The sequence below is a fragment of the Piscibacillus sp. B03 genome (genome assembly GCF_052246295.1).
Lineage (GTDB): Bacteria > Bacillota > Bacilli > Bacillales > Alkalibacillaceae > Piscibacillus.
This window is the reverse complement of record NZ_JBQQCO010000006.1, coordinates 39,119-58,115: the sequence shown is the minus strand read 5'-3', so window position 1 is coordinate 58,115 and position 18,997 is coordinate 39,119. Positions and strand designations below refer to the sequence as shown.

Genomic DNA, 18,997 nt, shown 5'->3' with positions numbered 1-18,997 from the left:
AGAGAGAGCTTAACTGTCGATAGAGAGGCGGGACTGTCGATAGGGCAAGCTTGAATGTTAATAAAGAGGTTCAGACTTTCGATAGGACGAACAGAATGAACGCATAAGGAAAGCCTGATTGTAGATAAGAAGTGTCCAAGCATTCAACTTTTATGTTTCAAAAATATCTATTAATCTGTCAACAAAGGGATTATTTTCATGAATATCAGAGAATCCGAAATAGACTAAAACACAGAATATCAAACTCCAACCCGTAATACTAATTGACATCCAGAACGCTACTTTCTTTTTGTTCCCTCCAAGAACCAAACTTGAGAATGCTGTAACATGACTCCCAACAAAAAATGGGCCGATTAATGCCAAACCTGGTAAACCATATTTATCCCATAAATTTTTAGCCCTCGATTCACGTTTACTTTGCTTTTCTTTCTTTTTTGCACGCCACTCTTTAACTCTATCTATAAAAATAATTAATAAATAAACAGTTATCACATTCCCTATAACTGCAAGAATGAATACGGGCCAAAACGATAGACCAGCTAAAACAGCTACTGGTGCAATGATAGGTCCTTCTAAGAAAGGAACCGCAGCTAGTATAAATACCATACTATAAACAAATAGCAGTTTTGAAAAATTCATTTTTATCTCTCTCCAGAATATATACAATCAAATTTTTAGTTTATAACAATATAAACATTAATTGGCTTCTTCCGATTAAAAACTATTTAACAATTTGCACTTTTTTAATCGTACGATCATTCACCTCAAGTATTTTATAAGTTAAATTCTCTTGTTCGATCACTTCATTCTCATTTGGAAAATCGTTCAATATGCTAAGTAAGTATCCAGATAAAACATCTTCTTCTTCAGGAATTTCAGTATTAAAAATACTATTTAAACGCCTTAATGGAATTTTTCCATCACAAATGATCTCAGTTTCGGTTAATTTCTCAACCATTGAATCATTCTCTGCATCTATTTCATCTTCAATTTCAAGACCAATCATGGCTTCAATGATGTCTTCATGGGTCACAATGCCTTCTGTACCTCCATATTCATCGAGCACAATCGCAATATGTTTCTTATGTTTGGTCATCTCACGAAAGACATGTTCTATCGATTGAAATTCATAAATGACTAGAGGGTCCATGTCGCTAAATGCTTTTAATGGTTGGTCAGGCTGAGTGGACCATTGAATTAAGTATTTAGAGTGGAAAACACCAATGATATGGTCAATATCTTCATTAATAATTGGATATCTCGTGTAAGTATTGTTAATAACAATATCTCTAGCTTCCTCGAATGTAGCTTCTGCTTTTAGCGATACGATTTCTACTCTTGGTGTTTGAAGGACATCTTTCACATTTAAATTTTGAAAATCTAAAACACCCTTAATTCGAGAGGACTCTTCATTATGAAAGGTTCCTTCTGAATCCGCAATGTCCACCATCGCTTTAAATTCTTCTTTTGAAAAAGAAGATTCCTGTTGTTGCCCTTTAGAAAGCCACTTTGTAATCGAGTTCGTCATCCAATTTAAAACTAATGTAACGGGTTTTAATATAAATACGACAGCTCTAATAATTGGATAAACCAAATAAGAAATACGATCAGGAAAGGCGGCTGCAACTGACTTGGGAATGACTTCAGCCACAATTATGATGGTAATGGTCAAAATCCCTGTCGCTATGGCCACATCAAATCCGTACTCAATTGCCATTGTTGTAACTAAAGTTGGCAATATGATATTGGAAATGTTGTTGCCGATTAAAATTGAAGTTATGAATTCATTTGGTTTAGAGACAAGGTTTAAAAGTTTCTCTGACTTTTTATCACCATTTTTAGCTTTGGACCGTAGCCTAACTTGGTTTGTTGCTGTTAATGCGGTTTCACTCCCGGAGAAGAAAAATGAAACAAATATGAGTGCGATAATGGCAAAGATCAAAACAGTTCCTCCTTATGTCATTCGTAACAGTATCTCCATTCCCTAATAAGCATGAAAATTAACTATATTATATCAATAAAAAGTAAGTAATGTTATTTATGTGAAAATAAAACGATATCTTCGAGGAGTTTCATGTTTACGTTGAAACGACCAAAAATCACGGTTGTTGGCAGTATAAACATGGACCTTGTCACTATGACTGACCAATTTCCAGTTCAAGGTGAAACGGTAAGAGGGTCTCAGTTTCAAACGGTTCCAGGTGGAAAAGGTGCTAACCAAGCGGTTGCAGCTTCAAGACTTGGAGCAGATGTAACAATGATTGGTTGTTTAGGAGATGATGAGTTTGGGGATCAGCTCTTAAGTAACTTAAAACAAGAAGGCATCAACCCCGTTAACGTTAGGCACATTCAAGACACATCATCGGGGCTTGCCAATATCATTTTAAGTGAACAAGATAACCGGATTATTATCATCGGCGGAGCGAATGAACATGTTTCAACGGATTATTTAGATCAAACTAAAGAAGCCATTATAAACAATGATTATGTGTCCTGCTTCAGTTTGAAATCCCAAAAGAGGCGATTTTGTATTGCCTAGATCTATGCCATCAACACGATGTTCCGATCATTGTGAACCCAGCACCAGCGATGGATTTACCTTCAGGATGGTGGGAAAAAGTTTCTTATATCACGCCTAATGAAACGGAGCATGCCCAATTATTTAATGGAAAACAAATCGAGTCATTAATTGTGACGAAAGGGAAAGATGGAGCTGAATTTATGTTAGATGGAAAAAGAAAAATGTACCTGCTTATAATGTTAAGGTCGTTGATACAACTGGAGCCAGCGATACGTTTAATGGTGCGCTCGCGGTCAGCCTTGGAGAAGGAAAAAACTGCCTGAAGCGGTACAATTCGCGAATGCTGCAGCAGCACTGTCTGTTCAAAAAATGGGTGCACAAGCTGGCATGCCAACTAAAGAACAAGTGAATCGATTGATACTAGAAATCTAGATTTCATTGAAAATAAAAGACTTAGAGATTTCCAAAGAGGGAGATTTCTAAGTCTTTTTTTCTGTAAAGGTTAGATAAATTGATTTTAGGGGTGGATAAATTGATGTTTTTTACTTCGTCGACAAATTTCGCGGTAGATATATTTCAAAATGGGGGTTGATAAATCCGAAAATGGAGTAGATATTTTCACCCAAAACCCAGTTTTAACTGGAAACAGGGTACTTTAACTCATTCTTTTTCATTTTATTTTTAACAATCTCCTTAACATCCAACTCGAGGTCAGAGCACAACATCAGGGTATATATTAAAACATCTGCAATTTCCTCTTCCACATGTTCCTTGTGATCTTCTAGGGCTTGTTCAGCACTCGTCCATTGAAAATCCTCCAATAATTCAGCGGCTTCTATGGATATTGAGATCGCTAAATCCTTTGCGTTATGGAATTGTCTCCAATCGCGTTCATCCCGAAACCGATTAATTAACTCAACTAATTCTTTAATATCACTCACAGAATTCCCCTCCTAAAATGTATATATGGTCTCTATTTTATATAAAAATGGCAGGGTTTTCTAATAGGATAGTCAAGTTTATAATGAGTTCAAAGAAAATTTTTACATTCTGAAAAGGGAGGAGTTGCTCAACATGACTAATTATGAAAATCTATTTAAATACATCAATTATTTTAAGAAACCCGATCAAAACTTTATGAAGTGGGAAAAACAGGATTCGGGCCAAGATGGTGTATACATCATGCCTTTTCCCGAGTACGAACAAGAATTAAGGGACTTTAATTAGAGAAGTCGAAAAAACAGATCTGATGCACAAAGACTATATGAGTGTTTTAGAGGAAAGCGATTTTGACGTTGGCAATATCAATGGATTACTTGATTCAGCGGACTTTGAATTAACAAGAGCCATCTTGACGTTTCTAATCCGTCAAGAACGGTTCGGTGAAGGGACATGGGGAGAGGCGGCTAAAGAAGGGCATTTTCTTAAAGTGCTTGAAAGGCTAAAAGAGCTAACTAGGAGGTAAATGATGTTCACGTCTGAGCGATTAAGACTTCGAAAAGTAGAAAAGGAAGACGCTGATTTGTATCACACTTGGCGAAACGATATGGAAGTCATGTACACCACCCTCATTAGATTTATATTCTCTTGAAGATACGAGAACCTTCGTCGAAAATGTTCTCATGAGTTCGAGCTCTTCTAAAAGTTATATCATTATACATAGAGAAGACCATAAACCTATTGGAATTACATCACTGATCAATATAGATTATAAAAACAGAAACGCTGAGTGTATTATTGATCTTGGAGAAAAAGAGTATTGGGGCCAAGGATACGGGGGAGAAGCATTAACGATATTACTTAATTACGCCTTTCTTGAACTTAACTTACATAGAGTTTCGTTAAAAGTGTTCGCATTTAATCACAAAGCGATCAATCTTTATAAGAAATTAGGTTTCACAGAAGAAGGCATTAGCCGTGAAAGCTTGTCTCGAAATGGGAAGTGGGAAGATATCGTACATATGGGTATCTTATTTAACGATTATGTAACAAACTAACTAAATCTTGCACCTCGCTTTACACACTCATAACAATCCTATAACAATGCTATGAAAACCGTTTCAACATATAAATATATGGGGTAGTTTAGTAGTAAAAGTGTGTATCTTAGGGGTAGGTTAGTATGCAACGAGAAGCAATTTTCGATAATGCGAAGCTCCTTTTCATTTTCTTTGTGGTGTTTGGTCACCTAATTCAACCGATGAAAGGCAGCTTTGAGTTAGCCGATGGTTTATATCAATGGATCTATATGTTTCATATACCAGCATTTGTACTGATTAGTGGATTCTTTGCAAGTGGTGCTAGTAGTCCAAATTATCTTAAGAAGCTAACTAAAAAACTATTACTACCATATTTAATATTTCAATTCTTATATAATCTAGTATTTGTCATCACGTCAAGTGGTTCATATCAAAGTCTATACGATCCACATTGGTCGCTATGGTTTCTACTAAGCTTATTTAGCTGGCATGTGTTACTTGGTGTCTTTAAAAAGATGCCAGCCATTGCAGGAATTACGATAGCATTCTTAATAGGGTTACTAATAGGTTTTGTGCCGTTATTCGGACATGAATTCAGTATATCTAGGACCTTTGTTTTCTTCCCTTTCTTCCTAATGGGATACTGGATGAGTAAAAATAACATTTACGAGTTCAAGGGGTTAAGATATAAACTACCAGCTATTAGTATTCTAGCAGCCTTACTAGTTATAAGTTATTTAGAACCTATCATTCCAGATGAGTTAATGTTTGGGTCGTATTCTTACAGTGCACTTGGTTTAGTAACAACAGGATTTTTAGGACGATTAACTCTATATAGTTTATCGATTCTAATGGTATTTTCATTATTGGTATTAATCCCTAGAAAACGGTTCAGTTTTACCAATTTAGGTCAATACACCCTTTACGTTTATCTGTTACATGGAGTATTTATACAGTTGATCCGAAAAGAAAACCTATTACAATTGAACCAAAACCTAGATATTATTCCGCTTGCGATTATTGCAGCTGCCATGGTATGGTTCCTATCAAATAAATGGGTCATCACGATAACACAACCATTAATTGAAGGAAAAGCTTATTTAATAAAAGAAGAGTTGTACAATCGAGAAAACAAGTTTCCTTATCGTAAAGAAGAGTTTAAGTAAGTATTCCATAAGCTCAATTAAGTCATATTTTCTGGCTTGATTGAGCTTTTTTATTTAGTGGAAGTAAAACCAACATATGGTAAAATGAGTCTTAAGTAAAGGTGGGGGAAACTATGTTAGGTTCTACAATCATCCTAGGCTGGATTGGTGTCATCATTTATTTGATGATTATGTTTACATATCAAAAACTAGCTAAACATAATGAGTATGGCTTTATACATATGTTGATGGCTCTTATGTATACTTTGTGGTTACCAATTCCCATAGTCTTGTACAAATTAATAGATTTAGAGTTATTACTAGTCGGTACGATATTCGGAACCGTTAGCTTGATTATGATGCTGATGACCATGACATTTCAAACGGGCCATATTGTCTTTTTAACAAAGCAAACCGAGCAGAAAATACCGGATTCTACTGGCAACTATATGATGGCGACACTCTCAAACCCTTTTGAAGTGTTAGCGAATGTCTTGAGAATGGTCTGGGCTATCTTTTTAGCTCTCTCTTTCTGGTCAATAAATCAAATAGCAATGGCAATGATCATGAGTACGTTTAGTCTGTTGTCCATCTATTATTTACTGATGATGATCGACACTAGCTTGGTCAAACGGGTAACGTTTCTAGAAAAATTTAAGCCGAATATGATACTAGTAAATTCAGAAACGTTAAGTTTCTTTAGTATTCTAGTTATATATCTTACGGTAACCTATTAAAAATATTAAATGAGGTGAAACAGATGTATACCCCTAAACATTATAGAGTGGAAGATTTTAAAGAAATCCAGGAGTTTATACAAGAAAACTCATTTGGCATTATTGTGTCGACAGACCAAGGGAGGCCAATCGCGACCCATGTCCCATTGGAATTACATAAACAAGGAACAGATTACTATATTACAGGTCACTTGGCTTATGCAAACCCACAGTGGAAGTCGTTTGAAGACCAAGATCAAGTGTTAGTTATCTTTCAAGGTCCGCATGCCTATGTTTCATCATTGTGGTATGAAAATGAAGACGTCTCAACGTGGAATTATCAAGCTGTTCATCTGTATGGGAAAGTCAGATTGATGACGGAGGATGAATTAAGAGAAGACTTAATTAAATTACTAGATAAGTATGAGCGCAATCGAGAGAATTCGAAAGTATGGGATAACCTCAGTTCGCAAACCAAAAAGCAAATTAAAGGCATCGTCGGTTTTAAGGTGAAAGTAGATGAAGTTGATGCTTCTTATAAGTTAAGTCAAAACCGTAGTAATGTAGATTATGAGAATATCGTAAATCAATTAGAACAAGAAGACGATATGAATTCTAAACGGTTGGCAGAAGTGATGAAAAAGCATGCAAGTAAACGAGATTAGTGGGAGGGGCTATATGCGAAAATCATTCTCTCGCGTCTTTATAAAGGATAATAACAACAATTTTCTGGTGATTCGAGACAGAGAACACCTTTGGAATTTACCAGGTGGCAAACAAGAGCCAGGAGAAACGCCAATGGAATGTGCTAAAAGAGAGGTACAAGAAGAGGTTGGGCTAGTCGTAAGTGATTTAAAGGAAGTGTACAAAGGGGACTTCGTTTTTGGTGGCATTCAGTGGCGTGGTTATTTCTATCTTGCAAAACAAATTGAAGGAACACCAACGATAAATGAACTGGATAAAATTAAAGATATTCAGTTTATTAAGGATGATCAAGAAGTAACATTCTCGTCTGAAATAACAAAGGTCATACAGTCAACTTTTGACCGATATCAACTTGAGTTGGTCAAGTGGAAGTAAAAACCAAAGCGGAGTACATAAATGAATACATACATAAAAATGATTATAGTACTATTTTTAACAATACTAATACTAACAGCCTGTCAAAGCTCATCGACTAGTGCTAAACCAGATCCTAAATCAGTCAACTCAGAAGAGAATGAAGCTGAGGAGAACTCATATGAACCTAGCGAAACTAAGAATGAAAGTAATACTAACATAGAAGAACAAACAACTGACAAAAAAGATCAATACTTAGAAAAACTGCAAAGTGCTAAAGATGAAGTAAATCAACTCGAACCAAAAGATTCTTCTACATACGCACTGAAAGATGTTGAAAATAAGCGATACAAGATTTGGGATGATCTATTAAATGAAATTTACGGAGCCATAGAAGATCAACTTCCAAAAGACGAGATGGAATTGGTACGAAAAGAACAAAGATTTTGGATTTCGTATAGAGATGATACAGCGCTTGAAGCATCTTCAAAATATAAGGGTGGTACTCAGGAACATTTAGAATATGTAGCTGTGTTAGCAAATCTGACTAAAGAAAGATGTTATGAACTAGTTGAAGATTATTTGACATAAAAATAGACAGAGTTTCAACTGTCGGTCTATTTTTAATTAAGTCGTGTTATATAACTTTTTTCATGCTCGTCATTACACCTAAATGATAGCACTCGTGACTAATCAAGAAAAATAGTAATTCTTCTACCGTTTTTTCAAATTCAAGTGGTTTAACTAACGGTTCATTTAATTGATTCTGCCAGTTTTTCTGGAAATCCATAACCTGCTGATCCAACAGATTAGTAACTTCAGTTATGGTAGGCAAATCATCATGGTTCCAGTCATTGGGACTTGTCCCAGTAGAAAAATAGGAATAAAATTTATCATCTAGTTGTTTATTAGTACCATTAAAGTTATGAAAAGCCTCATCGTAAGTGACTAAAACATGCCCTGCATTCCATAGGATATTGTTATTGAATCCTTGAGGTGTCTTATAACAATCATCGTTTGGAATTTCATTTAATAATCCAACAATTAACGATCGCCAAAATGACATTTGATTAAAATAAATTGGTTGAGTCCATATTTACCTCCAAAAATGTTTTGAGTTATAACTTCTATAAACTTTCGGCACTCTCCTTCTAAAAAGTATTCATTCGACGTCACAAATGCTCTCTATATTGTTATATAAGTAATATAAATGATTCGTATCTTTTTTTTTGGAGGAATTTAACAATTTATGTCGAATTTTATTACTTAGGTATATTTGCGAATTTGGAGGTATTTATATGAACAACGCAACTAAAGTGAATTATCTATCGTCTACTAACCTTTCCAAAGAAATGAATATAAGTACTAAAGAAATGTTTGAACGATACTAAGAAGTAACTGGATTGATAGAGTTGATAATCAGTGGGTTCTCACTGACAAAGGTAAAGAAAAGGGTGGTCAAGTAAAATCAAGAGGTGACCGACAATGGATTGCATGGCCTACTTTTGTGATGGATGATTCAGAACTTAAAGAGAACAACATTAATGATAAGTATTTATCTACAACTAAATTGGCTGAAGAATTTGAGGTATCGAGATTTAGAATCAATCCTATACTTTCAGAACTAGGTTGGATTGAGAAAGACAGAAAAGGCTGGGTTACAACGAAGCTAGGTAATAGCCTTGGAGGTAAGCAGCTTGAACATAATAAAACAGGTGTACCTTATGTTAAATGGCCTGAAACTATTCTAGAAAATAAACGTCTTGTGGAAACAATTAAAGAGATAAAAGAAGGTAGCTCAGAACCCAAAATAGAGTCCAATGAGGAAACCGGTTTTAGAGAGAAGTTTATTGCAAAACATAGAGCTGCTGATGGCCATTTTGTAAGATCTAAAGCAGCTGAAATGCTTATTGATAATTGGCTGTATATGTCATAGATTGCTCATGCTTATGAAAGAAGACTGACAATTGAAGAAGAAGTCTATTCTGATTTCTATTTACCTGTAGGAAAAGTTTACATTGAATACTGGGGCTATGAGAACGATCCGAAATACATAAAACGTAAGGAGACTAAGTTAGACATTTACAAAAAATACGAGTTTAATTTAATAGAACCAAATGATTCAGATATACAGAATTTGGATGATATTCTACCGAAGAAATTATTGAAGTTTGGGATACAGAGTTATTAATTATCTAGTATTCTTAATTTATAGTAAAATCATCAATTTGAGTCCGTATTTTATAGAAATTTCAGTGGAGGTATAGTTAGGATTAAACATATTCCTATAATTGTTATTATGTGTATTTGTAAAACTTAAGAAAGTTTTTGGTAACATAATGTGAACATCAGTAGTATTTATGTAAATTTGACTTAAGACTTATAAACATTGAAAAGACCTCCCGGGCCCAGTGGGCGAGGGGGGTCTAGTTAGGTTTGGCACCCTATGACTCCGAGTGGGCTCGAACCACCGACCTCCACCCTGTCAAGGTGGCGCTCTCCCAGCTGAGCTACGGAGTCGTATTATTGAAAATTATTCAATGAAAATCAATCGACAAATATAAATATAATCGTTTATACTTAACTTGTCAATACTTTTTTGAGACGGAGGATTCTCAATATGATCGCAAGAATTCTAACGTATTTATTAATTGGCGGGCTGTTAATCGCGGCTGTCGCGGTATCGGCTCCACAGTACTTAACTCATTTATTTATCGCTTTTGGAGCGGTATTTGTGATTGGTACGGGTTATCTAGCGTTTGTATACGCAAGACGTGTTTTTGATTTATGGAAACGATTAAAAGAAGAATAAACATTGGTATGAGCATCAAAACATACATTGATGCTCTTTTTATTGTCTTAAAATCTTCTCCATCGCTTTTCCTTTTGCTAATTCATCGATCAACTTATCCAAATAACGAATTTCCTGCATTAATGGCTCCTCAATGTCTTCCACTCGAACACCACAAATAACACCTTTAATCATGGTACGCGACGGATTCATTTTAGGAGCTTCTGCAAAGAAAGTCTCAAAATCTTTTTGCTCCTCAAGTACAGTTTCTAATTCTTCTTGTGAATACCCTGTCAACCATCTGATAATCTCATCAACTTCTTCTTTAGTTCGGCCTTTTCTCTCAGCCTTCCTAACATAATGAGGGTATACACTTGCGAAACTCATTGTGTAAATTTTATGGTTTGCCATCTTTTCATCTCCCTAAATTAGCTCTTGTTTCAATATTAACATAAGGCTAAAGATTGCTCTAAAATCAACCTTCCAAGTTTAACAAGTTATGGTAAAATGGTTGTAACATTTAGTTTTATGAATAATCTGTTAATAAAAAATCAGGAGATCTAACATGAACATCAGAAAATTAACTAAACATGAAGTGCCACCTATGGATTTACTTTTATTAGCTGACCCGTCTATAAGTCTGATCAATGACTATCTTGAGAAAGGTGAATGCTATGTTGCTGAAATTGAAGAGAGAATTGTCGGTGTATATGTATTATTGCCAACTAAACATGAGACAGTTGAACTAATTAATATTGCTGTGGCAGAAGAATATCATGGGAAGGGAATAGGTAAAAAGCTTGTTCTTGATGCAATTCAGCAAGCCAAGCGTGGTGGATACCAAACGATTGAGATTGGAACAGGTAACTCTAGTATACACCAGCTTGCATTATACCAAAAGTGTGGGTTCCGAATCATGACTATTGACCATGACTTTTTCATAAAGAATTATGATGAAGAAATCTATGAAAATGGGATTCAATGTCGTGATATGATTCGGCTGGCTCAAGATTTATAGCGGGGGGATCTTTTTGAAGAAAATAGTTTTTTCATTATTACTAGTTTTATTAATTGGTTGTGGGACGTCTGGAGGTTCTGAACCATTAAGTGACAAAATTAATGAACAAATCGGAGTAAAACCTTATCTGCCAGAAACGGAATATCCTATTAATCTGGCTATTATTGAATACAGAACAGTCTTAGAAGATGGAGAACAAGTTAAAGGCGATCCATTAAAAGCTAGGGTAGAGTATGGCGTTTCTCAAGAAGAAAAGGTTGATCAAGAGTTCTTGGAAAGTTGGAAGGAACAGCATCCAGATTTAGAAATTATTCATGGTAATCTGTACATGGATCAGACGGCAATTGGACTTTCCATTTCTCCAGGTGGAGTGGGCGAGATGACCAATGCTGAGGTCATAGAAATTGAAGGGCATGAGGTTGACTATCAGTTTATTGAACGAGAAGAAACACAACCCGTCATTATCAGTATTAATTTCGAAGATGTCGGTTATATGATTGAATATCAAGCTGAAGAAGATGACATAGAAGAAGAGGCAAAAGCATTTGCGGCGGATATTATCAATCATTACAACAGTAAATGATCAATTGAACAGGGAGATACATATGGATAACTATATTTCTAATGCTATTAAAATATTAGGCACGATTATACTGGTTCTTGGAGTCGTTTTTGCTGGGTTGATGTCTGTGATTTATATATCATTCACAGTTTCAGTTGGTAGAACGTTATTAATCTCTCTTGTTGTACTTTTAGCACTTGGGATTATCATCTTTTGGATAATAGGTGTTTTTAATCTAATAAGTAAGAAAAAACTCGTTATTTCAATGGGAATTTACTTTGGTGTCTGTTTACTAGGGTTTGCAGGACAGCAAGGGTATGTGTATTATCTAAATTCACTAGAGGTTGTGAGTAGTCAGGATGTTGATTTGAGCGAGTATAAGCCGTTTGCAAGTGGTACGAAGGCTGTTGAATTAAAGGAGGATTCCACGCTCACTTTAGAAAGCGACTTACCTGTCATGGATGGAGCAACAGCACTTTATCCGATTTATTCGAGTTTTGCTAGAATGGTGTACCCTGAAGGTGACTACGATTTACATAATAGCGAAGTCATGGCTAATCAGACGACTGGAGCTTATAAGAATTTACGTGATGGTAAAGCTGATCTTATTTTTGCAGCTGGGCCGTCTACCAATCAAGAGGTTATGTTTAAGAATAAAGATTTGTCACTAGATTTAACGCCAATAGGTAGAGAAGCGTTTGTGTTTTTTGTTCATGCAGATAATCCTGTTGAATCATTAACCGTTGAGGAAATTCAAGGGATTTATTCTGGTGACATTAGGAACTGGCAAGAAGTCGGTGGCGACGATGAAGAGATTAGGGCTTTTCAACGTCCAGAAAATAGCGGAAGTCAAACAACGTTACAGAAGATTATGGACGATGTTCCAATCATGGATCCCCCAACAGATGATGTTGTCTCAGGTATGGGAGGCATTATAGAAGAGACATCTAACTATCGAAACCACAAGAATGCGATTGGTTTTTCATTTAGATTTTTCGCTAGTGAGATGGTCGATAATGGTGAGATTAAGTTCATAAAAGTGAATGGAGTCGCACCAACTACAGAATCAATCCGGGATGATTCTTATCCATTTGCATCTGAGTTTTACGCGATTACAGCTGGAACAGAGCATCAGGACGTTGAACCTCTTATCGAGTGGATTTTGTCTGAACAAGGTCAGGCAATCATCGAGAAGGTAGGCTATGTGCCGGTGAATTAGGGGGAATATGATGAAAAAACATTTGAGTTTCAAAACGGTAACAGCAAGTATTATTGTTCTGACACTTGGAAGTTTATTTTTATTATGGGCATTTGGATATTTCAGCTTGTGGTTAAACGGGATTAAGCACTTGGCACATGATCCTGAAAATACGTATCATACAACCGTGCCTCATGAAGAAGAGTATACAGTTGAGATTGACTTAACTGATTTAGAAAGTAATAAAGGAAAACTTTTGTTTAAAGGGGAAGAGGGACGACATGTCTATGTGTCTAGCGTACTAGAACATGAAGAAGCGGGCTACGAAGTGATCTTTAGAGCTAAAGGAAACTATGAACTAGATAGAGCAATTCTAGTTTCAGGTATTGAATATGATATTGAACCAGGTAGCTTTGGTAGGGAACTTAGGGCAAAAGCTCATATTAAATATCAAGATGAGGCATATGCGTTACAATCATCTTTGCATACTAATCTCATTCATAAAGATGGAGATGAATTCGGGTTTTATCTAAACCCGTTGACTGAAGAATTGGATGGCCAAGAAATCCATAAAGTCGAAGTGACGGTTTCCAATTTAGTGGCGAATATCTGGCTCGATAAAGATTTATTTAAACCTTATTGATTGGGATATCATTTGAACAAGGAGATTGTCTTATAGAGAGGAACTCAAGATGAAAAATTTTATTGGTATATTTTTGTTTTGCATATTTTTAAGTTCGGTTTTCATGTTTTTATTTTTAGGTCTTATTTTAGAGTATATGTGGGCTTTAATTATGTTCCCTGCATTCTTTTTAGCCGTGTTAATTTCAGTTTTCAAAGAACAACATTCTAGAATAGAAGGATTAGAAAAGAAAGTTGACGAATTATCAATTGATCAGGAAACCATCTAATAAACTTAAGTTTTGAATACATTAGATAGGGACATAAGTAGAACAAGGTTAATTGAGAAATGACTGGGTGGCTTGAGTAAAAGAATAGCTGTTATATTACGGGGGGATTGTTTGAAAAATAGAGTAAAGATAACTTTTGTTTTAATGAGTTTATGTTTTCTTTTGTTGGGTGCTTGTAACAATCAAAATACTAAAGGGGAAGTTGACTCTATTCATTATAATTTTAAAGAACCCATAAGTTTTCCATTTGAAGTCAACGAGATATCATCTGAGATCGATATACAGCGAGTGGACTATCTACACCAATTTATTTTTACATACTATAATAGTAAATCAACACAGCAAATCAATTATATATTGAGCAAAGTATTAGACGAAACAGAGGATGTTGATACTGAAGGTAAAATTGAAGTTAATCTTGATAATGGAAAAGTGGCTTATTATGAAGAAAGTTCGACATCTCAAAAATTGTGGTGGAAACGTGAAGATGGATTTATAGCTCGCTTTATTTATTTTATAGACAAAAACACTAGTCCATTAGGTGAATTTAAGTTGGAAAAAGATGAACCAATAAAATTAGCAAACCAAGTTCAGTGAATTCACACAAAGGGACTCAGTATCAAATCTAAGTCCCTTTTTCAGTCAATATAAATTTCTATTTTATCTTCATACTTTTCCATCAATTCATTCACAATTTCTTGATAATCCTCATTCATTGCTTCATGCTCTTCAAGATTTTCAGGCGGTTCATCTAAATGTTCTCTTAAAAATGCATTTCGATAAGCACTTCTTTCTGCACTTTTACTTACAAACTCTTCATAATATTCCTCGGGTTCCATATCAAATTTCTTCGCTTGTGCTTCAGAGAACTCTCTAATCTTATTAGCACTTTCTGTATTAACATCTTCAGGAGGGTAGCCTTCAATATAATCTTCATTTTCATTAGATACATCGAGTCCCATATCTTTTGCTTCGTGAATCATTAATCTTTCTTCTACGAAATACTCTACTGCTTGAGGTAGATCTTTATCTTCAATTTCACCAAAAAAGCGAATGTCTCCAACGGTGATTTCTTCTCCGAGAACAACGGCAGCTGGATCGTCGAAATCATATTTTGATGATTCTGTGCAGCCAGTTATAAATATTAAAGTTAATAAAAGTATTATGCAAAATCTGTACATTCTGTCACCTCAAGTTCATCTTTACTGTCTAATGTCTTCTATGTATTCTTCTAATAACTTTAATCGGTTAATACCTTCTTCAAAATAAATACCTTCATCACTGCCGTAATGAACGGTCACAACTAGTCCTTGAAATATATTCCTTGTTTTATTGACTTCATTAAAAATGTAATCGTAATCAGAATGATCTTGGTTGATCCATTCTTCTTCAACTACTTGTATGACATGTTCTAAGTAGTTATTAGTCATTTCAAGTGCTTCGTCTGTTGCAATGGCATTTATTTGTTTTAACCCATTAACGTGTTGCTCGATGACATTGATATTAGAGTAACTATTATCTGATTCACTAAAAATTGACTTTGGACTATATAAATATATAAGGAAAATTATTGTAAGAACAACCAGAATAACTAATAAAATTAATAGACTATTTTTAAATGAAGACATTTAAACCTCCTCAATGTTGCTTAAATGTTATGAGTGGTATTTCAGTTATCTTAATGGTTTGTCCTTCTTTTAACTCAACAGTAGGGAAGGCTTCAGCATTTTCTCCACCAATAACTTCATAAACTTTTGATTTTTCTTGGGAATCGTAAACGATGAGATATCCCATTCCTTCGTAAGCAGTTGCTTGATAAGTCCCAGGTTCAATATCGACACCCACTTTCCATATACCAGCTGTTAAGTTAGGATTGTCTATATTAGTTTCAACGGGTTGTATTTCCACATAACTGAAACCATCAACTCTAATAACATGATCTTCAGTTAAGCTAACGTTAATAAAATTAACATCAAGACCTATTATTTCGTGTAGAACTAAATGATCGTTCTGGTCATAGACATAAACATTTCCTGCTTCATGACCGGATATTTCATAACGACCTTCTGGTACCTTCAGTTCATCATGACCATCAGAGATGTTCGAGCCAGATGGTTCTGCTTGTTGATTTTGCCTGTCAACGTTATCAAACACAGTCTTACTAATCTCTGAAACTTGTTCTTTTTCATCACCAACGATTTCAAAATTATCTTGATAGGCTTTGGCTTCATCGGATAATTGATTACAACTACTGAGTGTTAATCCAATTATAGTTAATATAATTATTGTCGCTTTCATTGTCCATAACTCCTGTTAAATGTTTTTAATAAAATTTCCTTAAGATAGTAAGAGTTTTGTTTTATATAAATCAATATAAAACTGATGACTGTCAAGCTGGCAATCCAAGCATATGAAGCTGTATAAGTAAGGTTTGAGTTAGTTAAGTTATTAGCATGCTCGCCTAGTAAAGTCCCTGAGTAATCAACGAATATTAAAAAGTGTAACCAATTCCAATTCTGCAAATATGAAGCAAAGAGTAGCGGGAAGATGAAAACAATAATTCCAATGCCTATATTCGCAAAAGCATTATTAAATAGTAAGTTTAATAGAATTGATATGGTTAAAATCATTAGAGTAATTAAGATTATACTTATTCCTACTTGCACCATAAATTGTGTGGTCTGAATCACTTCGAATTGGCCATCACTGAAAATAACTATAGGGTTTTGGAAGTTTCCAACACCACTATGAAAATAGGCTATAGCATTACCAGCAAATAATCCCATACTAATTGCAATGAAACTTATAAAGGAATAGACACATATTTTGATAAATATTTTCTTTGAAAATGAAATTGGGAGTGCCTTAAGAATTGAATCGTGTCGTTTTTCAAACGTAAGTAAATCACTGCCTATAATGATTAATAATAGTACAAAAAGCACGCTAAAATTACTCATAGCTGTTGCAGAAAAACTACTCATTGTTGTGGGTTCGGGTTCTAAAGGTAGTTGATGTTCCTGTAGATACTGTAACTTTTGTTGTTCAATCAAAATGTCTTCTTTAGGTATGATATATTCAGGAGGAATACCGGCATTATCTAATTCATGGTTTTTTAAGCGTTGTTCATTTAATTTAATTCCTTCGTCAATAAATTCCATTTCATCTAATGAAAGAGCATTAGAAATATAATACTTCTGATAACCTAAGGAGCTTAGCTGTTGTAGACTATTGTCAAGAACTTGTTGTTCTTCAGGTGTTGGATTAGGAATGTTCTCTAAATAATAAACAGCGTTTGTAGCCATTGTCAATTCGTGATCTTTAAGGTCCTTTAAGCTTACTGAATCATCTTGTAATTGTTGAACAAATACGATTGGGAAAAATAATATGATAATCAGAGCAAGCATCAAGTTCTTCTTGCTGGTAAATGCGATTTTTGATTCTAGTTTTAAGTAATTCCAAAACAAAATAGTCATCCCCAATCCTAAGCGTTAAAGAAACGCCTTTTTGTTACGAGTATTGTTGTCATGAACAGTGATATTTCTATTAAAATAAATGTACAAACTAGAACAATAATCCCTTGTGTATACGTAATTGTTTCTGTGTTTAATAAAAAGTTTTTCTCATTGGTTACGATCTTCCCAATGTCAAAGTAGGTTTGTGGTAAATAGCTTAAATCTATATTAAACAATTCTCGGGTTCGTCTAGAGTAATAGAAAAACTCTGAGATAAGAAATGCTGTACTAATCGATAATACAACTGCTGCATGTTTAAATATAAGGCTTAGCATCACATTTAATCTAATAAACATGAAAATAAGTAATATTAATAGAGGTCCTATTTTAAGTAATAATTCATTGGTGTACATCATGTCGTAATTAGCAGTCACTAAACCTAATTTTAGATGACCGAATCCAAATATTAATCCTATTAATGTTATGGCAAATATGCCTAAAATCATTATAGTTAGTAGTGTATAAACCAATGAAACGAAACTTTTTATACTCATGGTGTGGTACCAGTTCATCGGAATCCCTCGAAGTAAAGACTGATGTGTTCTGTCTTTCGTTAATATGTTACTACTAAAGTAGATGGCTGAGAATATGACAATATATATGAGTGTACTAAGGATAAATTGATGTAATTGTTGTAAGGCTGTTTTTTCTTCAATCATTGAATATGTAATAGGGTGGTCTAATTCTAAATAATGTTCAAACCTTGTTAATGTCTTTTTAAACAAATGATCAGCATCTTTATTAGGGATAGGGGCTGATTGGGCTTGTTCTGAATTCACGTAATCCTCATTGTTTGTAAGTAAGTAGTTGACTCTAAGGTGGATAAAACGTCTAAAATCTTCATTCTGATATGCATTTAGCATTTTGTTATAGATTCTGACGTAATATTCTTCAGAACCGTAGATAAAGCCAGTCATAACACCATATCCAGTATGTCCTTCTTCTCTTCGTTGATCTTGCAAGACTTCTTTAACACCCACTTGTTCTTTCACTTCATCGGTGTTGAAAGTTTCAATATGTGCTTTTTCAGGTAGGATAATGGTTACATATAAAAATAAAATACTTGCCAATAAAACAATGAATATTATATTTTTCTTGCTAAAAAACATTAATTTAAATTCATGTTCAAATAGTCTTCGATACATGTTAGTACTCCTTGATATTAGGATTGACTTGATATAGTTCTCTATTTTTATAAATCCTATAGGCATAGGGTTTTATCTTAGGTTTTCTCTAATTCGTGTAGGAATCATGGTAACTTCTAAAGATAGGTCAACTGGTGAGTAGTTTTGGTCTATACATTCATCCCAAAACTCAAGATGTTTTTGATCCACCCAATGGTTTGAGTCCTCAACATTCTGACCACCTTCTGCTTCGATGGAATACCAATATAGATACTCAAAACCGTTTATTGTTTCACGAAATATGTTCTCTACATACATTTTTTCATTATCTAACGTTAAAAGAACCTCTTCCATATGCTCGTTAAGAAAGGTCATCCATTGATCAACTTGATTGGATTTCCCTTGTTTCACGCGGAATCTAGTTAATTCTATGTTCATAGTGTCATCTCCTTGTTGTTTAA

26 protein-coding genes, 1 tRNA gene and 2 pseudogenes are annotated in these 18,997 nt (G+C 34.6%); 17 read left to right on the top strand and 12 right to left on the bottom strand.

Annotated elements, in window-relative coordinates; genetic code table 11:
• Positions 1-150 precede the first annotated feature (150 nt).
• Positions 151-639, bottom strand: a complete 489-nt coding sequence (locus ACTWQB_RS05865) for a small multi-drug export protein (protein ID WP_443138251.1) — start codon at positions 637-639, stop codon at positions 151-153.
• Positions 640-721: 82 nt separating this feature from the next.
• Complete coding sequence (locus ACTWQB_RS05860; RefSeq protein ID WP_443138250.1) at positions 722-1,942, bottom strand: hemolysin family protein; 1,221 nt, start codon at positions 1,940-1,942, stop codon at positions 722-724.
• A gap of 141 nt (positions 1,943-2,083) precedes the next feature.
• Between ACTWQB_RS05860 and rbsK the strand changes: the two are divergent.
• A pseudogene (gene rbsK, locus ACTWQB_RS05855) lies at positions 2,084-2,953 on the top strand (ribokinase).
• Between the two features lie 203 nt (positions 2,954-3,156).
• Here rbsK and ACTWQB_RS05850 read toward each other — a convergent pair.
• The gene (locus ACTWQB_RS05850; protein WP_443138249.1) at positions 3,157-3,462 is read right to left on the bottom strand and encodes a nucleotide pyrophosphohydrolase; all 306 of its coding nucleotides are present in this window, start codon (positions 3,460-3,462) and stop codon (positions 3,157-3,159) included.
• 133 nt (positions 3,463-3,595) lie between these two features.
• Between ACTWQB_RS05850 and ACTWQB_RS05845 the strand changes: the two genes are divergently transcribed.
• From ACTWQB_RS05845 to ACTWQB_RS05810, 8 genes and pseudogenes are all read left to right on the top strand, one after another.
• Complete coding sequence (locus ACTWQB_RS05845) at positions 3,596-3,748, top strand: DUF6508 domain-containing protein (RefSeq protein WP_443138248.1); 153 nt, start codon at positions 3,596-3,598, stop codon at positions 3,746-3,748.
• Between the two features lie 37 nt (positions 3,749-3,785).
• Positions 3,786-3,986 (top strand): DUF6508 domain-containing protein, encoded by a 201-nt coding sequence (locus ACTWQB_RS05840; protein WP_443138247.1) that lies wholly within the window; start codon positions 3,786-3,788, stop codon positions 3,984-3,986.
• Positions 3,987-4,518 (top strand): annotated as a pseudogene (locus tag ACTWQB_RS05835) (GNAT family N-acetyltransferase).
• Positions 4,519-4,643: 125 nt separating this feature from the next.
• Positions 4,644-5,666, top strand: a complete 1,023-nt coding sequence (locus tag ACTWQB_RS05830) for an acyltransferase family protein (RefSeq protein ID WP_443138246.1) — start codon at positions 4,644-4,646, stop codon at positions 5,664-5,666.
• 113 nt (positions 5,667-5,779) lie between these two features.
• Positions 5,780-6,382: a hypothetical protein gene (locus tag ACTWQB_RS05825; RefSeq protein ID WP_443138245.1), complete on the top strand. Its 603-nt coding sequence runs from the start codon at positions 5,780-5,782 to the stop codon at positions 6,380-6,382.
• A gap of 23 nt (positions 6,383-6,405) precedes the next feature.
• Positions 6,406-7,026 (top strand): FMN-binding negative transcriptional regulator, encoded by a 621-nt coding sequence (locus ACTWQB_RS05820; protein ID WP_443138244.1) that lies wholly within the window; start codon positions 6,406-6,408, stop codon positions 7,024-7,026.
• A 13-nt stretch (positions 7,027-7,039) separates the two neighbouring features.
• Entirely contained in the window at positions 7,040-7,441 is a 402-nt protein-coding gene (locus ACTWQB_RS05815; protein ID WP_443138243.1) for an NUDIX hydrolase, read from the top strand.
• Between the two features lie 21 nt (positions 7,442-7,462).
• Positions 7,463-8,011, top strand: coding sequence for a lysozyme inhibitor LprI family protein (locus ACTWQB_RS05810; RefSeq protein WP_443138242.1), 549 nt, complete (start codon positions 7,463-7,465; stop codon positions 8,009-8,011).
• Positions 8,012-8,057: 46 nt separating this feature from the next.
• On the opposite strand, the gene ACTWQB_RS05805 is transcribed toward ACTWQB_RS05810, so the two are convergent.
• Positions 8,058-8,486 (bottom strand): DinB family protein, encoded by a 429-nt coding sequence (locus tag ACTWQB_RS05805; RefSeq protein ID WP_443138241.1) that lies wholly within the window; start codon positions 8,484-8,486, stop codon positions 8,058-8,060.
• Between the two features lie 441 nt (positions 8,487-8,927).
• Here ACTWQB_RS05805 and ACTWQB_RS05800 point away from each other — a divergent pair, with 441 nt between their 5' ends.
• Complete coding sequence (locus ACTWQB_RS05800; protein ID WP_443138240.1) at positions 8,928-9,356, top strand: hypothetical protein; 429 nt, start codon at positions 8,928-8,930, stop codon at positions 9,354-9,356.
• 511 nt (positions 9,357-9,867) lie between these two features.
• Here the strand turns inward: ACTWQB_RS05800 and ACTWQB_RS05795 are convergent.
• Positions 9,868-9,940, bottom strand: a tRNA-Val gene (locus tag ACTWQB_RS05795).
• A gap of 100 nt (positions 9,941-10,040) precedes the next feature.
• Here ACTWQB_RS05795 and ACTWQB_RS05790 point away from each other — a divergent pair.
• On the top strand, positions 10,041-10,232 hold the full coding sequence (locus ACTWQB_RS05790) for a hypothetical protein (RefSeq protein WP_443138239.1): 192 nt from the start codon (positions 10,041-10,043) through the stop codon (positions 10,230-10,232).
• Positions 10,233-10,271: 39 nt separating this feature from the next.
• Here the strand turns inward: ACTWQB_RS05790 and ACTWQB_RS05785 are convergent, their stop codons facing one another.
• The gene (locus tag ACTWQB_RS05785; protein WP_443138238.1) at positions 10,272-10,622 is read right to left on the bottom strand and encodes a DUF2200 domain-containing protein; all 351 of its coding nucleotides are present in this window, start codon (positions 10,620-10,622) and stop codon (positions 10,272-10,274) included.
• 154 nt (positions 10,623-10,776) lie between these two features.
• On the opposite strand from ACTWQB_RS05785, the gene ACTWQB_RS05780 reads away from it, so the two are divergent.
• The 6 genes from ACTWQB_RS05780 (at position 10,777) to ACTWQB_RS05755 (ending at position 14,497) form a co-directional block, all read left to right on the top strand.
• A complete protein-coding gene (locus ACTWQB_RS05780) occupies positions 10,777-11,229 on the top strand; it encodes a GNAT family N-acetyltransferase (RefSeq protein WP_443138237.1) in 453 nt (150 codons plus the stop codon).
• A 13-nt stretch (positions 11,230-11,242) separates the two neighbouring features.
• Positions 11,243-11,812 carry a hypothetical protein gene (locus ACTWQB_RS05775; RefSeq protein ID WP_443138236.1) on the top strand — a complete coding sequence of 190 codons (570 nt, stop codon included), beginning with the start codon at positions 11,243-11,245 and terminating at the stop codon, positions 11,810-11,812.
• A 22-nt stretch (positions 11,813-11,834) separates the two neighbouring features.
• Entirely contained in the window at positions 11,835-13,010 is a 1,176-nt protein-coding gene (locus ACTWQB_RS05770; RefSeq protein ID WP_443138235.1) for a substrate-binding domain-containing protein, read from the top strand.
• A gap of 10 nt (positions 13,011-13,020) precedes the next feature.
• On the top strand, positions 13,021-13,632 hold the full coding sequence (locus ACTWQB_RS05765) for a hypothetical protein (RefSeq protein ID WP_443138234.1): 612 nt from the start codon (positions 13,021-13,023) through the stop codon (positions 13,630-13,632).
• A gap of 103 nt (positions 13,633-13,735) precedes the next feature.
• On the top strand, positions 13,736-13,900 hold the full coding sequence (locus tag ACTWQB_RS05760; RefSeq protein ID WP_443138233.1) for a hypothetical protein: 165 nt from the start codon (positions 13,736-13,738) through the stop codon (positions 13,898-13,900).
• Between the two features lie 111 nt (positions 13,901-14,011).
• Positions 14,012-14,497 carry a hypothetical protein gene (locus ACTWQB_RS05755; protein WP_443138232.1) on the top strand — a complete coding sequence of 162 codons (486 nt, stop codon included), beginning with the start codon at positions 14,012-14,014 and terminating at the stop codon, positions 14,495-14,497.
• Positions 14,498-14,538: 41 nt separating this feature from the next.
• On the opposite strand, the gene ACTWQB_RS05750 is transcribed toward ACTWQB_RS05755, so the two are convergent.
• The 6 genes from ACTWQB_RS05750 to ACTWQB_RS05725 all read right to left on the bottom strand — a co-directional run bounded on the left by ACTWQB_RS05750 (position 14,539) and on the right by ACTWQB_RS05725 (position 18,974).
• Positions 14,539-15,081 carry a hypothetical protein gene (locus tag ACTWQB_RS05750; RefSeq protein WP_443138231.1) on the bottom strand — a complete coding sequence of 181 codons (543 nt, stop codon included), beginning with the start codon at positions 15,079-15,081 and terminating at the stop codon, positions 14,539-14,541.
• Positions 15,082-15,102: 21 nt separating this feature from the next.
• Positions 15,103-15,528 (bottom strand): hypothetical protein, encoded by a 426-nt coding sequence (locus tag ACTWQB_RS05745; RefSeq protein ID WP_443138230.1) that lies wholly within the window; start codon positions 15,526-15,528, stop codon positions 15,103-15,105.
• A 10-nt stretch (positions 15,529-15,538) separates the two neighbouring features.
• Positions 15,539-16,198 carry a hypothetical protein gene (locus tag ACTWQB_RS05740; protein WP_443138229.1) on the bottom strand — a complete coding sequence of 220 codons (660 nt, stop codon included), beginning with the start codon at positions 16,196-16,198 and terminating at the stop codon, positions 15,539-15,541.
• The gene (locus ACTWQB_RS05735) at positions 16,195-17,364 is read right to left on the bottom strand and encodes a hypothetical protein (RefSeq protein ID WP_443138228.1); all 1,170 of its coding nucleotides are present in this window, start codon (positions 17,362-17,364) and stop codon (positions 16,195-16,197) included. The genes ACTWQB_RS05740 and ACTWQB_RS05735 overlap by 4 nt, the downstream gene beginning before the upstream one ends.
• A 17-nt stretch (positions 17,365-17,381) precedes the next feature.
• Positions 17,382-18,557, bottom strand: coding sequence for a hypothetical protein (locus ACTWQB_RS05730; RefSeq protein ID WP_443138227.1), 1,176 nt, complete (start codon positions 18,555-18,557; stop codon positions 17,382-17,384).
• 72 nt (positions 18,558-18,629) lie between these two features.
• Positions 18,630-18,974, bottom strand: coding sequence for a DUF6176 family protein (locus ACTWQB_RS05725; RefSeq protein ID WP_443138226.1), 345 nt, complete (start codon positions 18,972-18,974; stop codon positions 18,630-18,632).
• Positions 18,975-18,997 lie beyond the last annotated feature (23 nt).

What these genes read in the sequence shown, in the direction of transcription:
- ACTWQB_RS05865 (WP_443138251.1), bottom strand. Translation starts at nt 639, where the DNA reads ATGAATTTTTCAAAACTGCTATTTGTTTATAGTATGGTATTTATACTA.
- ACTWQB_RS05845 (WP_443138248.1), top strand. Translation starts at nt 3,596, where the DNA reads ATGACTAATTATGAAAATCTATTTAAATACATCAATTATTTTAAGAAA.
- ACTWQB_RS05840 (WP_443138247.1), top strand. Translation starts at nt 3,786, where the DNA reads ATGAGTGTTTTAGAGGAAAGCGATTTTGACGTTGGCAATATCAATGGA.
- ACTWQB_RS05830 (WP_443138246.1), top strand. Translation starts at nt 4,644, where the DNA reads ATGCAACGAGAAGCAATTTTCGATAATGCGAAGCTCCTTTTCATTTTC.
- ACTWQB_RS05825 (WP_443138245.1), top strand. Translation starts at nt 5,780, where the DNA reads ATGTTAGGTTCTACAATCATCCTAGGCTGGATTGGTGTCATCATTTAT.
- ACTWQB_RS05820 (WP_443138244.1), top strand. Translation starts at nt 6,406, where the DNA reads ATGTATACCCCTAAACATTATAGAGTGGAAGATTTTAAAGAAATCCAG.
- ACTWQB_RS05815 (WP_443138243.1), top strand. Translation starts at nt 7,040, where the DNA reads ATGCGAAAATCATTCTCTCGCGTCTTTATAAAGGATAATAACAACAAT.
- ACTWQB_RS05810 (WP_443138242.1), top strand. Translation starts at nt 7,463, where the DNA reads ATGAATACATACATAAAAATGATTATAGTACTATTTTTAACAATACTA.
- ACTWQB_RS05805 (WP_443138241.1), bottom strand. Translation starts at nt 8,486, where the DNA reads ATGTCATTTTGGCGATCGTTAATTGTTGGATTATTAAATGAAATTCCA.
- ACTWQB_RS05790 (WP_443138239.1), top strand. Translation starts at nt 10,041, where the DNA reads ATGATCGCAAGAATTCTAACGTATTTATTAATTGGCGGGCTGTTAATC.
- ACTWQB_RS05785 (WP_443138238.1), bottom strand. Translation starts at nt 10,622, where the DNA reads ATGGCAAACCATAAAATTTACACAATGAGTTTCGCAAGTGTATACCCT.
- ACTWQB_RS05780 (WP_443138237.1), top strand. Translation starts at nt 10,777, where the DNA reads ATGAACATCAGAAAATTAACTAAACATGAAGTGCCACCTATGGATTTA.
- ACTWQB_RS05770 (WP_443138235.1), top strand. Translation starts at nt 11,835, where the DNA reads ATGGATAACTATATTTCTAATGCTATTAAAATATTAGGCACGATTATA.
- ACTWQB_RS05765 (WP_443138234.1), top strand. Translation starts at nt 13,021, where the DNA reads ATGAAAAAACATTTGAGTTTCAAAACGGTAACAGCAAGTATTATTGTT.
- ACTWQB_RS05760 (WP_443138233.1), top strand. Translation starts at nt 13,736, where the DNA reads ATGTTTTTATTTTTAGGTCTTATTTTAGAGTATATGTGGGCTTTAATT.
- ACTWQB_RS05750 (WP_443138231.1), bottom strand. Translation starts at nt 15,081, where the DNA reads ATGTACAGATTTTGCATAATACTTTTATTAACTTTAATATTTATAACT.
- ACTWQB_RS05745 (WP_443138230.1), bottom strand. Translation starts at nt 15,528, where the DNA reads ATGTCTTCATTTAAAAATAGTCTATTAATTTTATTAGTTATTCTGGTT.
- ACTWQB_RS05740 (WP_443138229.1), bottom strand. Translation starts at nt 16,198, where the DNA reads ATGAAAGCGACAATAATTATATTAACTATAATTGGATTAACACTCAGT.
- ACTWQB_RS05730 (WP_443138227.1), bottom strand. Translation starts at nt 18,557, where the DNA reads ATGTATCGAAGACTATTTGAACATGAATTTAAATTAATGTTTTTTAGC.
- ACTWQB_RS05725 (WP_443138226.1), bottom strand. Translation starts at nt 18,974, where the DNA reads ATGAACATAGAATTAACTAGATTCCGCGTGAAACAAGGGAAATCCAAT.